A 15,862-nucleotide genomic window follows, 5' to 3' on the forward strand; every position below is an offset into this window, starting at 1 on the left:
TCAGTCGTAGAAGTGACTGCGGCCTTCGGGCTGGCGCTTGAAACGTCGGTGGATCCACAGGTATTGGGTGGGGGCTTCGCGCACCATGGTTTCGATGGCGGCGTTGACTTGGGCGGTGTCTGCAACCGCGTCATCGGTGGGGAAATCGGGTAGGGGCGGTGCGATCTTCAGCACATAGCCGCTGCCTTCGCGCCGGTGGAAGTAGGGCACCACGGCACAGCCGGTCATCCGCGCGAACTGGTGGGTGGCGGTGATGGTGGAGGCCTGCATGCCAAAGAACGGCACGAACACCGAATCCTTGCCGCGCATGTCCTGATCCGGTGCATACCAGAGAAAGCCGCCTTTCTTCAGATGGCGCACGGTGGCGCGGATGTCTTCGTTGGCAAACATCGCGCTGGCGTATTTGAGCCGGCCGCTTTTTACCGCCCATTCCATCACCGGGTTGCGGTACTTGCGGTACATGCCGGCCAGTTGCACGTGGTCGCAGAGCAGTCGGCCGCACATTTCCAGGGTCATGAAGTGACCAGATATCAGCAGCACGCCGCGGCCTTCGGCCTGCAGCGCCTTGAGATGCTCCAGTCCTTCCCATTGCACCTGCGGGCGGATCACGTCGATCTTGCCCCACCAGGCACGGGCGAATTCGAACACGCCGACGCCGAGTGCGTCGAAGCTGTCGCGCAGCAGGCGTTGCCGCCAGGCCTCGTCTTTCTCCGGGAAGCACAGCTTGAGGTTGACCTCGGCTGCATGGCGGCGGCTGCGGGCCAGGTGCAGGGCCAGCCAGCCAATGCCGCGGCCCAGAGCGCGTTGCAGCGTCCATGGCAGGCGCGCGGCGATGAAGGCGATGCCAAGCCAGGCAAAGGTGGGCCAATGACGTGGCAGCAGCAGCGACGGCCGGGTGGCGGTGGAGGGTGAATCGGACATGGGTCGATTCTAAGCCACGGGGATGACGGCTGGAGCACGGCAAGGTTTGCTGGAGTGGGTGGGGATGCGGAGGCTGGGTCGGGGCGGGGGCTTTGGAGGCGAAAGCGAATAAGCAAAAGCAAAGGCACCCCTCCTCAATCCTCCCCTGCGCTGTGCGCAAGGGAGGAGGTCAAGCAAAGGCACCCCGCCTCAATCCTTCCCTGCGCTGTGCGCAAGGGAGGAGGCCAAGCGAAGGCAGTGCGGCAGGGCTTCGTCTCACGCAGTTCCGGTGTTCTCCCGTATCCTTCGCCGATGCGTAAGGATCCAGTCGAATTTCTGCTGCGCGGCATTTATTCCGTCGTGCTCTATCTGTTACTGCCCATCACCGTGTACCACTTGGTGTGGCGCGGGTTTCGCGTGCGCGAGTACTTCCGCCGCTGGGACGAGCGTTATGCGTCCTATCCGGAAAGTGGTGGTCAGCCGCGGGTGTGGTTGCATGCGGTGTCGGTGGGCGAGGTCAATGCGGCCGCGCCGCTGGTCAATGCCTTGCGTGCGCAGCGGCCGGATATCCGTTGGATCATCACCACCATCACCCCCACCGGTTCGCAGCGGGTGCGCGCACTGTGGGGCGATGCGGTCGATCATGTGTATCTGCCGTATGACGTGCCCGGCAGCGTCAGTCGCTTTCTGGGCCACTTCCAGCCCAGTCTGGCGCTGATCCTGGAGACCGAGTTGTGGCCGAACATGTTGTTCGGCTGCCGCGATCGTGGCATTCCGGTGTACATCCTCAATGCCCGCCTGTCGGCGCGTTCGTTGAAGGGCTACCGGGCGTTGAAGGCACTGGTTGGGCGCGCGCTGCGCACCGTCACGTGTGTGGCGGCGCAGTCTCAGGCCGATGCCGACCGCTTCATCGAGCTTGGCGCCTTGCCCAAGCAGGTGCAGGCCTTGGGTAATCTGAAGTTCGATATCCATCCGCCGGATCCGACGGCGGTGTTGCAGGCATTTCATCAGCACGTGGCGACGACGCGGCCGATATGGATTGCTGCCAGCACCCATGAGGGGGAAGAGCAGGCAGTGATCGAGATTCACGCTCGCTTGTTGCAGCAGCATCCGGATGCCTTGCTGCTGTGGGCGCCGCGTCACCCCGAGCGCTTTGCCAAGGTCGAGGCTTTGGCGCGCGAGCCGGGCTGGCGTGTGGCCACGCGCAAGGCGCAGCAGTGGCCGGGCGCGGATGCGCAGGTATTTGTCATCGATACCCTGGGTGAGTTGATGGCGTTCTACGCTTGCGCGCAGGTGGCATTCGTCGGTGGCAGTCTGCAGGCAATCGGCGGCCATAATCTGCTGGAGCCGGCAGCGATGGGTACGGCGGCAGTGACCGGCCCGCACCTGCATAACTTCGCTGAGATATCGCGGCGGATGGATGAGGCCGGTGCCTTGTGCATCTGTGCTGATGCGGCCGAAGTGGGTGCGGCAGTGTCGCGGCTATTGCAGGACGATGCCCAGCGCGAGCGCATGGTGCAGGCGGGACGTGCACTGGTCGCCAATGGCCGTGGCGCGCTGGAGCACACGATTGCATTGATCACACCGCAGTTGCCGCCGCCTAGTGAGTTCGCTGCGTAGCCTGGGTAAGTGAAGCGCTGGGGCCTGTTTGTAGGAGCGGCGTAAGCCGCGAAGCTGATGGTGCTTGAGTCCTCTGCATCCGTCCGCGCTGATACGGTGCTTGCTTCGCGGCTTACGCCGCTCCTACAAAGAAGCGATGCATTGCTGCACTGATGGGTGCATCGGTTGGGTGGTGGTGCTCGCGAGCAGTATTCCGGAAACAAGAAAGGCGGGCCGAGGCCCGCCTTTCTGCGTTACGCCGCCGTGCGGTTTTACTGCGCCTTGCTCGGTTGCAGCTTGGCCGCGGCATCTGCCGTCAACAGGCGGTTGATGTCTTGGACTTCAGCGATTTCCAGATCACCCACGGCCTGGCTCAGCTGCAGACGGCTCAGCAGGAAGTTGTAACGCGACTGTGCGTAATCCAGCTGTGCCTGGAACAGCGTCTTCTGGTTCTGCACCACGTCCAGCACGGTACGGGTACCGACTTCCAAGCCTACCTGTGAGGCGTCATACGCGCTCTGTGCCGAAACCACGGCCAGGCGACGCGCTTCTACTTCGCTAATGCCTGCAACCAACGCCTGATAAGCATTGCGGGTGTTGCGATCCAGTGCGCGCTTCTGCTGCTCGAACGTATCCTGGGCGATGTCGCGACGGGCCAGTGCCTGACGCACGCCAGACTGGGTGGCTCCGCCGGCAAAGATCGGCACGCTCAAGGTCAGCCCGATGCTGTTGCTGGTTGTGTCGGGGGAGAGCGAGCTGCCGCCGATGCTGTCACCCCATTTTGCGCTCTTGCCCCAGTTGCCACCCAGCGACAGGGTTGGGTAGTGGCCACCGCGGGCAGAGGAGACGCTGGACTCAGCGGCGCTGACCTGTAGTTCCTGCGCCTTCAGTGCCGGGTTGCGTGACACTGCATCGCTGACCAACTGATCAACGCTGGCACGGTTGGCCGGCACTTCCGGACGGAAGTCGACCGGCAGGCCGCGGACGTCACGCACCGGCTGACCGGTAAGCTCGGTCAGCGCCTGATAGGCGTCCTCCAGCGAGTTGCGGGTCAGGATGGTGTTGGCACGGGCCTGATCGTACTGGGCACGGGCTTCGTGCACGTCGGTGATCGGTGCCAGGCCCACTTCCAGGCGCTTGTCGGCATAGTCGAACTGCTTCTTGGCAGCGGCTTCGTTGGTCTCGGCAGCGGTCAGCGATTCAATGCCGACCAATACATTGAAGTAGGTGGTCGCGGTACGCACCACTAGGTCATCGTTGGCCGAGTCCAGGGTGAAATCGGCGGCCTTGCTGATATCACGCTGCGCGCGCAGATTCGCAAACTGCGACCAGTTGAACAGCGTCTGGCTACCGGTGATGCCGTAGCTGCGGGTTTTGGTGGTAGCGCTGCCGCTGACGCCGTCAGCCTTGGAATGGTCGCGTTCGAGCGAGGCTTGACCGCCAATCTGCGGCAGCAACGCCGCACGTGCCTGCACCTGGCCTTCCTTGTCGAACAGGCGCGTGGATTCAGCCGCAGCCAGCTGCGTGTCACCGTTGCGGGCCATTTCGTAGACCTGCAGCAGGTCGGCGGCATGGGAAGTCAGCGGAGTGAGGGCGACTGCCAGCGCAAGGGTGAGGGATCGGCGGATCATTGCGGCTTCCTTGGACGGTTTTAGAGTTGGAATTGGGGTGCGGGCGCAGCGCCCTGCAGATAATCAAGATCGGTTTCGAACAGCGAGGCAACGCTGCCGTCGGCCTGGACCAGCACCGCTTCCATCACCGGCGAGACGCCGCGGATGGTAAACAGGCGGCCGCCGGTGCGCAGCAGCTTCAGCAGCTCCACCGGAACAGTTTCTACCGCACCGGTGATGCAGATGGCGTCGAACTGACGCTGGCTCTGCCAATTCAGGCCGTCGGCCACTTCAATGCGGACATTGCTGCCCAGCTTGGCGGCGTCCAGGTTCTGGCGGGCACGCTCGGCCAGCTCCGGCTGGATTTCCAGGCTCAGCACTTCGCGGGCCAGCTCGCCCATGCAGGCGCTCAAAAAGCCGCTGCCGGTGCCGATTTCCAGCACTTCGTCGCTGGGCTGCAGATCCAGCGCCTGCAAGGTACGGCCTTCGATGACCGGCTTCATCATCTTCTGGCCATGACCCAACGGCAGCTCGATATCGGCATAGGCCAGGGCGCGATGCGATTCGGCGACAAACGCCTCACGCGGCAGGCGGGCCAGCACGTCCAGCACGCGGACCTCCAGCACATCCCAGGGCCGGATCTGCTGTTCAACCATCATTTCGCGGACGTGGGAGTAATCGATCGTCATGGGAAGCTCATCATTCCAGCGCAGTGGGCCGGCCATTTTACCGGTTACCAGACACAAAGTACGGGCCCAACATTGCGGCGAGGGCCGCGTTGGACGCAGTGCCGGAAGTCATTCGCACCTCCGGTTCATTCAGCTTGCTGGCGCGGGGCGCAGGCCCGGAGGAAGAAATCAACGCTGGCGGCGATATGCACGTCGGCATTGAGGGGATCCGGGGCGGCGCACAGGCCACACATCATATGCGCATGCACCTCGCCCTTGATCAGGCAGAAGAACTGCCGCGAGGCCAAGGCCAGGTCGTCAATGGCCAGCTGGCCACGCGCAACGCGGGCGCCGAGAAACTCGGCCAAGGCGGTCTCGGTACGGGCCGGGCCGGCCTGCCAGAACATCTGCCGGACCCGATCGTCGGTATCCGGGGTCATCATCATGCGCTGGGTGGCAATGGCCGCATCGCTGCTGATCAGGGTGAAAAATGCATGGCCAATGCCCAGCAACTGGCCGCGCAGCGGCGCCTCGTTATCGGTGACAAACAACTCGTCCGGCATCATTTCCACGCACTTGGCCTGGATCGCCTCGCTGAACAAGGTGTCCTTGTCGCCAAAATGGCTGTAGACCGTCAATTTGGAGACGCTGGCGCGGGCGGCAATCTCGTCCATGCTGACGCCGTTGAAACCCTGCTCGATGAACAACTCCTTGGCCGCGTCCAGAATGGCCGCGCGCTTGCCCAGGTCCTTGGGGCGACCTGGACCGGAACTGCGTTGCGCCGTTGCTGCGGGCGCTGGGGAGGGTTTCTTCGGAGACATCAGGTAATACTAGACCAGCTGGTTCGATATTTATACTATACCGATGCGTTTAGTAATGGCGGTGAAATCCCGTCCCTTCTCTCCCCTTGCGTCAGCGACCTTATTTATGACCCACCTACGATGGATTGGCTGTTGCCTGCTGTTGCCCTTGCTTGCTGCCTGCGGCAAGCCTGAAACCGCGCCTGTACATGCTGTACCCGTGTTGGTGGAGCACCCGGCCGGCAATGGCGGGGTGGCGATCGGCGCCTATCCCGGCGAGGTGCGTGCGCGTGAGGAAACCGCACTGTCCTTCCGCGTCGGTGGCAAGCTGCTGCGGCGTGAGGTGGATGCCGGTCAACGGGTCAGCAAGGGACAGTTGCTGGCCGAACTCGATGTTGCCGACTACAACTTGCAGGCGCGTGCTGCGCAGGCACAGTTCGCTGCCGCTGAGGCTGATCTGGTGCGTGCCCGCGACGAGCACAAGCGCTACCAGGCGCTGGCCAGCCAGCAGTTGGTCAGCCAATCCGCGCTGGACGCGCAGACTGCGGCATTGAAGGCGGCGCAGGGTCAGGCCGATGCGGCGCGGGCCAATCTCGATGTTGCGCGCAATCAATCCGGCTACGCCCAGCTGCATGCGCCGGAAGGCGGCATGATCGCCAGCCGCGAGGCCGAGGCCGGGCAGGTGGTTGCTGCCGGCCAGACCATCTATACGATGGCCGCGGACGGCGCACGCGAAGTCGCTATTGCGCTGCCTGAAAGCGTGATCCGTGATTTCAGCGTCGGCCAGGCGGTGCAGGTTGAGTTGTGGAACCAGCCAGGCAAGCCCTTGGCGGGCAGCATCCGCGAGATCGCCGCCGCTGCCGATCCGCAGGCACGTACCTATGCCGCGCGGGTCAGCCTGGCGGCCGATGCACTGGAGACGGTCGAGCTGGGTCAGAGCGCGCGGGTATTCATCGCCCACGGCAAGCAGGGCGTGATGAGCGTGCCGCTGGCGGCGGTGCAGGCTGGCAAGCAGCCGCAGCAGGGCAGTGTATGGGTGGTGAATCCGGCTGATGGCAAGTTGCAGGCGCGCACGGTGACGCTGGGTGCCTATGGTCCGGAAAGCGTGCCGGTGCTGCAGGGTTTGAAGGCCGAGGACTGGGTGGTTGCCGCTGGTGGACATCTGCTGCGCGAAGGCCAGCAGGTGACTGCAGTGGACAGGAGTAATAGGCCGGTACTTGCGCCTGCCGTCGCATCCGCAAAGAAAGGGGAGTGAGGCGTGAAACGCTTCAATCTCTCCGAATGGGCGCTCGGCAACCGACCGCTGGTGCTGTTCATGATGATCGCGATGGCGATCATCGGTGCCTGGTCGTACAAGCACCTCGGGCAGTCCGAAGATCCGCCGTTCACCTTCAAGGCGATGGTGGTGCAGACCATGTGGCCGGGGGCCACCGCCGAGCAGGTGTCCAAGCAGGTCACCGAGCCGATTGAAAAAGCACTGATGAACACCGGGCAGTTCGAGTTCATCCAGGCCTATTCGCGCCCGGGTGAGTCACAGGTGATCTTCATGGCGCGCGACTCGATGCCGTCCAAGGATGTGCCCGAGCTGTTCTACCAGGTGCGCAAGAAGGTTGGCGACATCCATTCGCAGCTGCCAGCCGAAGTGATCGGGCCGTTCTTCAATGACGAATTCGGCGACACCTTCGGCAATATCTATGCGCTGACCGGCAAGGGCTTCGACTATGCCTTGATGCGCGACTATGCGGACCGCATCCAGCTGCAGCTGCAGCGCGTGGACGATGTGGGCAAGGTCGATCTGCTCGGCCTGCAGGACGAGAAAGTGTGGATCCAGCTGTCCAACACCAAGCTGGCCACGCTGGGCGTATCGATGCAGCAGGTACAGCAGGCGCTGGCGCAGCAGAATGCGGTGGCCCCGGCCAGTTGGTTCGAGACTCCGACCGATCGCGTGCAGCTGCGCGTCAGCGGTCAGTTCACCTCGGTCGAAGACATCCGCAACTTCCCGATCCAAGCCGGTGATCGCACCGTGCGTCTGGGCGATATCGCTGAAGTGAAGCGTGGCTTCGCCGATCCGGCCTCGGCCAAAATGCGCTTCATGGGCGAGGACGCCATCGGTATTGCCGTGGCGATGAAGAGCGGTGGCGACATCCTCAAGCTGGGCAAGACCCTGGACAGCGAGTTCGAGCAGCTGCAGAAGACGCTGCCGGCCGGCATGCAGCTGCGCAAGGTATCCGACCAGCCGCATGCGGTGAAGGAGTCGGTAGGCGAGTTCGTCAAGGTGCTGACCGAGGCAGTAGTGATCGTGCTGCTGGTGAGCTTCTTCTCGCTGGGCTGGCGCACCGGCCTGGTAGTGGCGGTGTCGATCCCGCTGGTGCTGGCGATGACCTTCTTCGTCATGCATCAATTCGATATCGGCCTGCACAAGATCTCGCTGGGCGCTTTGGTGCTGGCGCTGGGTCTACTCGTGGATGACGCGATCATCGCGGTGGAGATGATGGCCACCAAGATGGAGCAGGGCTACGACCGCCTGCGTGCGGCCAGCTTTGCCTGGACATCCACCGCCTTCCCGATGCTGACCGGCACCTTGATCACCGCCGCCGGCTTCCTGCCGATTGCCACCGCTGCATCCAGCACCGGTGAGTACACACGTTCCTTGTTCCAGGTGGTGACCATCGCGCTGGTGGTGTCGTGGATCGCCGCGGTGCTGTTCATTCCGTACCTCGGCGACAAGATGCTGCCGGACCTGCACAACCCGCAGCCGCCCAAGCCGGGCAGCATCGCCGGGCGCTGGCATGCGCTGCGGTTGCGCTGGGCTGATCGCAACCCGGCCGTGGCCAACCTGATCAAGCCGAAGGAACTGGCGCACGATCACGATCCGTACAAGAGCGCGTTCTACCAGCGCTTCCGGGTGTTCCTGGATGCCTGCCTGCGCCGCCGTTGGCTGGTGATCATGGCCACCGCTGGCCTGTTCGTGTTCTCGCTGGTGATCTTCCGCTTCGTACCGCAGCAGTTCTTCCCGGATTCGACCCGGCCCGAGCTGATGGTGGATATCGAACTGGCCGAAGGCGCGTCGCTGACCGCCACCCAGGCGCAGGCGCAGAAGTTCGAGGCGCTGATCAAGGACCACAAGGGCGTGGCCAACTTCGTCGGCTATGTCGGCAATGGTTCGCCGCGTTTCTACCTGCCGCTGGACCAGCAGCTGCCGGCCACCAACTTCGCTCAGTACGTGGTGCTGGCCGAGGACACCAAGGCGCGCGAACAGCTGCGTGATTGGTTGTTGAAAGAGGTGGTGCCCAAGTTCGGTGACGTGCAGTTGCGCGTGACCCGTCTGGAGAACGGTCCGCCGGTTGGCTACCCGGTGCAGTTCCGTATTTCCGGCGAGCATATCGAGCGGGTACAGGCGATTGCCGCGCAGGTGGCGGAGAAGGTGCGGCAGAACCCGCATACCACCAACGTCAACCTCAACTGGAGCGAGCCGAGCAAGGTGGTGCGCCTGGTCGTGGACCAGGACCGTGCCCGCGTACTGGGCGTAAGCAGTGCGCAGATCGCACAGTTCCTGACCAGTTCGCTGTCGGGCATGACGGTCAGCACCTACCGCGAAGGCAATCGCCAGATCGGCATGTTGCTGCGTGGTCCGGATGACGAGCGTGCGCGTCTGGACATGCTGGGCAGCCTGGCCATCCCGACCGCCAGCGGTAAATCGGTGTCGTTGTCGCAGGTAGCCAAGCTGGAATATGCCTTCGAAGACGGCATCATCTGGCACCGCGACCGCCTGCCGACCGTCACCGTGCGTGCCGATATCGGCGACAGCATGCTGCCGGTAGGTGTGGTCGAGCAGATCGTGCCGACCTTGAGCGACATCCGCGACGCCCTGCCCAGCGGCTATCTGCTGGAAACCGGCGGCACCGTGGAAGACGCCGCACGTGGCCAGAACTCGATCAAGGCCGGCATGCCGCTGTTCCTGGTGGTGGTGGCGACCCTGCTGATGGTGCAGCTGCGCAGCTTCTCGAGGGCGGCGATGGTATTCATCACCGCGCCGCTGGGCATCATCGGTGCGACCTGGTTCCTGCTGCTGTTCCAGGCGCCGTTCGGCTTCGTGGCGATGCTGGGCACGATTGCCCTGGCCGGCATGATCATGCGCAACTCGGTGATCCTGATCGACCAGATCCAGCAGGACATCGACGCTGGCCACGATCGCTGGCACGCCATCATCGATGCCACGGTGCGGCGCTTCCGGCCGATCGTGCTGACCGCGCTGGCGGCGGTGCTGGCGATGATCCCGCTGTCGCGCAGCGCCTTCTACGGCTCGATGGCGATCTCGATCATGGGCGGGTTGATCGTCGGTACGGTGCTGACCCTGGTGTTCCTGCCGGCGCTGTATGCGGCCTGGTTCCGGGTGCGTCCGGATGAGGCCAACCATTGAGGGCAAGCCTGCGCTGATCCGTTGTCGGTGCGCTCGGCCTTAGGGCCGGGCGTAAGAAACGACGATGGTTTTCACGGTTGAGATGGTAAATTGGCGCGTCGACGGGGGAGTCGACGTGACCTGCGGAGGCGGGTTTGTACAGACGCCAGAGGATTACTGACGCCACAGCTGCATGGTCTGCAGGCCGAAACAGGCTGGCGGCCGGGCTGTGCGCCTTGCTCGCAACAGCACTTATCTGGGCTGCGACCCTGCCGCTGGCACAGGCCTCGCGGCACACCGTGGCCGGTTGGGGCATGGAACAGGGGCTGCCGCACAATCTGGTGCAGTCGGTGGCGCAGGGCAGTGACGGTTTTATCTGGCTGGGCACCTGGGAAGGCGTGGTCCGCTTCAATGGCCGCAGCTTCACCGTATTCGATCGCCAGAACACACCGGGCGTGGAGCTGTCCGGGGTGCTGAGCATCCTGCCCGAAGCCGATGGCGCAGTGTTGTTCGGCACCATCTCCGACGGCGTCTATCGCTATCACCGCGGGCGCTGGGAGGCGCTTGGCGGTGCCGATGCACGTCATCTGTCGGTCGCTGCACTGCTGCGGGATTCGTCCGGTGACCTGTGGATCGCTGCCAAGGACAGGCTGCTGCGCTTGCTGCCGTCCGGGCAGTTGCTCGATGCCGGCGGTGCGTTGGGCCTGCCCGAGGTGCCGATCACCGCGCTGCGGCAGATGGCGGACGGGGCGGTGTTGGTGGCCACCGAAACAGGTGTCTACCGGGTGCAGCAAGATCGTCTGACGCCATGGAAAGATACCGCTGGCTGGGTGGTGCGTGATCTCGCCGATGATGGCAACGGTGGCTGGTTGGTGGCTGCTGACGACGGCGTGCATTGGCTGCATGGCAATGGTCAACGCCAGCATCTGTTGCCCGGTGAGCGGGTGGATGCAGTGCGCCCCGATGCCAGCGGCGCGTTGTGGCTAAGCCTGTCCGCAGGCCGCTTGGTGCGCCTGTCCGCAGGCAGGATCGAGCGGATAGGTGTTCCCGGACAAGTCAGTCCGGCATTGTTGATCGACCGCGAAGGTCTGGTCTGGGCGGGCAGTACCGATGGTCTGTTTCGCATTGATGAGGGCGCCGCGCGCGGCCTGACCACCGAAGATGGATTGGGTTCGGACTATGTGCGCGCGCTGATCCAGTCCGGTAACGGAGATGTCTGGATCGGGCACTCCGAAGGCCTGAATCGCATGCGTGATGATGTGATCAGCGCGGTACGCCTGTTGCCAGGTACTGGCCGCGACGCATCGGTGCTGGCACTGGCCGTGCGTGGCGACGCAGTATGGGCGGGCACATACAACAAGGGCGTATTCGGCCTGGATGTGACCGGTCGGGTCGTGCAACGGATCACCTTGCCCGGCACCGTACAGCCACTGATCCGTAGTCTGTTGAGTGACAGTGATGGCGGTCTGTGGATAGGCAGCTCGGAAGGCCTGTTCCATTACCAGCAGGGCAAGCTGCATCACTATGGGCTGGACGAAGGTCTGCCGGGATTGGCGGTGCACGCGCTGTACCGTGACGCTGCCGGCGTACTCTGGATCGGTACCAACGGCGGTATGGCGGGCCTTTATCCGGACGGCAAGCTGCAGGCCTGGTCGCCCGATGTGGGGTTTCCTGGGCGCTATGTTTTTGATTTCCTTGGCGATGACAATGGGGATCTTTGGATTGCCAGTGACCACGGCTTGCTGCGCAAACGCGGGCTGGACATCATCGGGTTCGATCATCGCAATGGGCTGCCGCGCGACAAGATATTCCGGGTGATCGATGATGGTGCAGGCCACCTGTGGCTGCCCAGCAATCAAGGCGTGTTCCGGCTCGACCGCACTGACCTGATCGCGGTGGCAGCCGGCGCACGCACGCATCTTGCCGTGCAGGTACTGGACCATACCGATGGCATGCCCAGCAGCCAGGGCAATGGTGCCTCAACACCTGCGGGTTGGTTCACGCGCAAAGGAGAACTGTTGTTTCCAACCGCCGGCGGCTTGGCGGTGATCGACCCGCAGCGGGTTGATGGCAATACGCGTTTGCGCAAGTTTCCGGTGGCCATTGAAAGCGTGGTCATCGATGGTGATCCGCAGCCGCTACGCAGCGCGTATTCCCTGCCAGCCGGGGTGGATCGCATTGCCGTGGCCTACGCCGGCCTGGGCTTCCGTGCGCCGGACAAGATGCGTTACCGCTACCGCCTGGAAGGTTTTGATGCCGATTGGGTGGATGCGGGTAGTCGCATCGAAGCGATCTATACCAATCTGCCGCCAGGAAAGTATCGGCTGCGCATCCAGGCAATGTCGTTGCCGTTGGATTGGGAAAACACCAGTCGTGGTGGCGAAGCACAGTTGAACCTGGATATCGCCGCGCCGCTATGGCAACGGCCGTGGGTGCGCTGGCTGAGTGGTATTGCCGCATTCGGCCTTATCCTGTTGTTGGCAGGTTGGCGTGCAGCCAGTTATCGACGCGGGCAGCAGCGTTTGAGCAGTGAAATTGCCGCCCGTACGCAGGAGCTGAGCGAGAAAAACCGCGCCTTGGAACAGGCCGACACCGAGCGCGCAAGTCTATTGCAACGCCTGGAGCACCAGGCGATGCACGATCCGCTCACTGGCCTGCCCAATCGGCGTGCCGGCGATGCCTATCTGCAGCAGGCACTGCAAAGCGCAGCGGCTGATGGTACGGCTTTGAACGTGGCGCTGGTGGATGTGGATCACTTCAAGCAGGTCAACGATCGCTATGGCCACGATGCCGGTGATCAGGTCTTGCGCGATATCGCCAGCTTGCTGCAATTGCGGCTAGGCAAGGAGCAGTTTGTAGCAAGGCATGGCGGTGAGGAGTTCCTGGTGGTGATGCACGGCATGCCATTGCAGGAGGCGGTGGCGGCATTGCACGAGTTGCGGATCCGCCTGGCGCGGCTGCGCTTCGAAGAAGTGGATGCCGAGGTCAATGTCACCGTCAGCATCGGGGTTGCGGCATTGGCCCCCGGCCAGGCTGACGGACGCACCTTGTTGGCAGCGGCGGACCGCCAGCTCTATCGCGCCAAGCGCGAAGGCCGTAATCGGGTGCTGGCGTAAAGGCGCGGCACCCGCAGGTGCCGCCAGTTTCTATCCGGGCCTGGGCTGGGTGCTCAGTACAGGCCCTGCGCCAACATTGCGTCGGCAACCTTGACGAAGCCGGCGATGTTGGCGCCGTCCACGTAGTTGACGCTGCCATCTGCACGAACACCGTGATGCACGCAGTTGGCATGGATCTCTTTCATGATCACGTGCAGGCGCTCATCGACATCGGCGTGGCGCCAGGACAGGCGCAACGCGTTCTGGCTCATTTCCAAGCCAGAGGTCGCCACGCCGCCGGCATTGCTGGCCTTGCCCGGGGCGTACAGGGTGCCGGCCTGCAGGAATACATCCACCGCTTCCAGCGTCGACGGCATGTTCGCGCCCTCGGCCACGCACAGCACGCCGTTGTGGACCAGGGTGCGTGCGTCGGTTTCGTCCAACTCGTTCTGGGTGGCGCAGGGCAGGGCGATGTCGGCCGGGATATGCCAGGGGCGACGGTCGGCAAGGAATTCAAAACGGGCATCGTCGCCCAGCTCGGACAGACGGCCACGGCGTTCGTTCTTCAACGCCATCACTTCCTGTATGGCGGTGTCGTCGAAACCATCGCGTGCGTACAGGGTGCCGCCGGAATCGGAGAAGGTCAGTACCTTGGCGCCGAGTTCGCTGGCCTTGATCGCTGCGTACTGGGCGACGTTGCCGGAGCCTGAAACCAGCACCTTGGCGCCGTGGGTCTGACGCTTGGCGTGATGGAGCATCTGCTCGACGAAGTAGACCGTGCCGAAGCCGGTGGCTTCCGGCCGCATCAAGCTGCCGCCAAAGGCCAGGCCCTTGCCGGTGAACACGCTGGAGGCGTCATTGCTGAGCTTCTTCATCATGCCGGCCATGAAGCCGACCTCGCGTGCGCCAACACCGATATCACCGGCTGGCACATCGGTATCGGGACCAAGGTGGCGATACAGCTCCAGCATCAGCGCCTGGCAGAAGCGCATCACTTCACCATCGCTCTTGCCCTTGGGGTCGAAGTCCGAGCCGCCCTTGCCGCCGCCCATCGGCAACGTGGTCAAGGCGTTCTTGAAGGTTTGTTCGAAGGCGAGAAACTTGAGGATGGACAGGTTCACCGACGGATGGAAACGCATGCCGCCCTTGAACGGACCAATCGCCGAGCTGTGCTGCACGCGCCAGGCGCGATTGACGTGGGTCTGGCCTTTGTCATCGGCCCAGGCGACGCGGAACTGGATGACCCGCTCCGGCTCGACCAGACGTTCCAACAACCCATATTGCGTGTACTTGGGGTTCTGCTGCAGGAACGGCCACAGGCTGTGTGCCACTTCCTTAACCGCCTGCAGGAACTCGGATTGGTTGGGGTCGCGCTTGGCCACATAGGCCAGGAAGTCGTCGGGGGTGCGGTAGTTCAAAGTCATTCCTTTGTTGGTGCGGGACCTGAAGAGCGGGTCCAATAGAAGCGGGTCCAATGAAGAATCGGTGTGGTATCCACCCAGCGGGAACGGCCCGCAAAAAAAGACGCGGCCAAGGGCCGCGTCCGGTTACATCAGTTCAACTGCGCAAGCACGGCTAGCCCGGCTTGCTGGGTGTTGAGCGCCTGCCCTTGTGCGGCGAGGTCGGCGGTGAAGTGACCGCCGTCGAGTGCGGTGCTGACCGCTTGCTCGATGGCCGCAGCTTCGGCCTCCAGTCCCAGCGAATGCCGCAGCAGCATGGCTGCGCTCAAGATGGTGGCATAAGGATTGGCGATGCCCTTGCCGGCGATATCCGGCGCCGAGCCGTGGATCGGCTCGTAGATGCCGACCTTGCCCTGTTCGCCCAACGAGGCGGAAGGCAGCAGGCCCAACGAGCCGGCCAGCATCGAGGCCTCATCGGTGAGGATGTCGCCGAACATGTTCTCGGTGACGATCACGTCGTAGACGCGCGGCTTGGCGATCAGGTGCATGGCCATGGAATCGACCAGCTGGTGTCCCAGTTCCACATCCGGGAATTCTTCGCGGCCGATACGTGCGGCGATGTCACGCCACAGACGCGAGGTTTCCAGCACATTGGCCTTGTCCACCGAGGTGAGCTTGCCGCGACGCTGCTGGGCTAGGCGGAAGGCGCTGCGCAGCACGCGCTCGATCTCGACCACGGTGTAGCGGCACAGGTCGCTGGCGCTGTCGGCGTCGCGGCTCTTGTCGCCGAAGTAGATGCCGCCGGTCAGCTCGCGCACCACCACGAAGTCCACGTCCTTGAGCAGTTCGGGCTTGATCGGCGAGGCGTTGAGTGCGGCTGGGTGGGTGCGTACCGGGCGCAGGTTGGCATACAGGCCCAGCGCCTTGCGGATCGCCAGCAGGCCTTGCTCCGGGCGCACCTTGGCATTCGGGTCGGACCACTTGGGGCCACCGACGGCGCCGAGCAGGACCGCATCGGCCTTGCTGCAGGCGTCCAGGGTGGCTGCCGGCAGCGGCTCGCCATGATTGTCGATGGCGATGCCACCGATGTCGTGTTCGCTGAAGCTGAAGCTATGGCCGAAACGGTTTGCGATGGCCTTGAGCACATCGACGGCAACGGCGGTGATTTCAGGACCGATGCCGTCACCCGGCAGTACGACGATGTTGGCTTGCATGTAAGGGTTCCGGTTGCAGTTGTTGGGAGCTCCCTCCCTTGCGCCAAAGGCGCAGGGGAGGGCTGGGGAGGGGTAGCTTCTGCCGTTGCCGTTTGAGCACTACAAGCAAAAGCCAACCCCCTCCCAACCTCCCCCTGCCGGCTGCGCCGACAAGGGGAGGGGTGTTTCGCGCGCTGC

Annotated in this window: 10 protein-coding genes; 4 read left to right on the forward strand and 6 right to left on the reverse strand. The window is 63.6% G+C overall.

Translation table 11 applies throughout. From position 1 onward, the window contains the following. The gene (locus tag ACVOMB_RS04900) at positions 1-921 is read right to left on the reverse strand and encodes an LpxL/LpxP family Kdo(2)-lipid IV(A) lauroyl/palmitoleoyl acyltransferase (RefSeq protein WP_481530146.1); all 921 of its coding nucleotides are present in this window, start codon (positions 919-921) and stop codon (positions 1-3) included. A 291-nt stretch (positions 922-1,212) separates the two neighbouring features. On the opposite strand from ACVOMB_RS04900, the gene waaA reads away from it, so the two are divergent. Next, the gene (gene waaA / locus ACVOMB_RS04905; protein WP_481530147.1) at positions 1,213-2,520 is read left to right on the forward strand and encodes a lipid IV(A) 3-deoxy-D-manno-octulosonic acid transferase; all 1,308 of its coding nucleotides are present in this window, start codon (positions 1,213-1,215) and stop codon (positions 2,518-2,520) included. Positions 2,521-2,771: 251 nt separating this feature from the next. Here waaA and ACVOMB_RS04910 read toward each other — a convergent pair whose 3' ends face one another. From ACVOMB_RS04910 to ACVOMB_RS04920, 3 genes are all read right to left on the reverse strand, one after another. Continuing rightward, the gene (locus ACVOMB_RS04910) at positions 2,772-4,130 is read right to left on the reverse strand and encodes a TolC family outer membrane protein (protein WP_481530148.1); all 1,359 of its coding nucleotides are present in this window, start codon (positions 4,128-4,130) and stop codon (positions 2,772-2,774) included. A 20-nt stretch (positions 4,131-4,150) separates the two neighbouring features. Beyond that, positions 4,151-4,798, reverse strand: a complete 648-nt coding sequence (locus ACVOMB_RS04915) for a protein-L-isoaspartate O-methyltransferase family protein (protein WP_481530149.1) — start codon at positions 4,796-4,798, stop codon at positions 4,151-4,153. A gap of 125 nt (positions 4,799-4,923) precedes the next feature. Then, positions 4,924-5,598 (reverse strand): TetR/AcrR family transcriptional regulator, encoded by a 675-nt coding sequence (locus ACVOMB_RS04920; protein WP_481530150.1) that lies wholly within the window; start codon positions 5,596-5,598, stop codon positions 4,924-4,926. Positions 5,599-5,704: 106 nt separating this feature from the next. Here ACVOMB_RS04920 and ACVOMB_RS04925 point away from each other — a divergent pair, with 106 nt between their 5' ends. From ACVOMB_RS04925 to ACVOMB_RS04935, 3 genes are all read left to right on the forward strand, one after another. Then, complete coding sequence (locus ACVOMB_RS04925; RefSeq protein WP_481530151.1) at positions 5,705-6,832, forward strand: efflux RND transporter periplasmic adaptor subunit; 1,128 nt, start codon at positions 5,705-5,707, stop codon at positions 6,830-6,832. A gap of 3 nt (positions 6,833-6,835) precedes the next feature. Then, on the forward strand, positions 6,836-9,997 hold the full coding sequence (locus tag ACVOMB_RS04930) for an efflux RND transporter permease subunit (protein WP_481530152.1): 3,162 nt from the start codon (positions 6,836-6,838) through the stop codon (positions 9,995-9,997). 215 nt (positions 9,998-10,212) lie between these two features. Next, positions 10,213-13,092, forward strand: a complete 2,880-nt coding sequence (locus ACVOMB_RS04935; RefSeq protein ID WP_481530153.1) for a ligand-binding sensor domain-containing protein — start codon at positions 10,213-10,215, stop codon at positions 13,090-13,092. Positions 13,093-13,145: 53 nt separating this feature from the next. On the opposite strand, the gene gdhA is transcribed toward ACVOMB_RS04935, so the two are convergent. Both gdhA and leuB read right to left on the reverse strand, forming a co-directional pair. Further along, positions 13,146-14,495, reverse strand: coding sequence for an NADP-specific glutamate dehydrogenase (gene gdhA / locus ACVOMB_RS04940; RefSeq protein WP_481530154.1), 1,350 nt, complete (start codon positions 14,493-14,495; stop codon positions 13,146-13,148). A gap of 128 nt (positions 14,496-14,623) precedes the next feature. Further along, a complete protein-coding gene (gene leuB, locus ACVOMB_RS04945) occupies positions 14,624-15,685 on the reverse strand; it encodes a 3-isopropylmalate dehydrogenase (RefSeq protein ID WP_481530155.1) in 1,062 nt (353 codons plus the stop codon). Positions 15,686-15,862 lie beyond the last annotated feature (177 nt).

The sequence above is a fragment of the Stenotrophomonas sp. STEN018 genome (assembly GCF_056760235.1).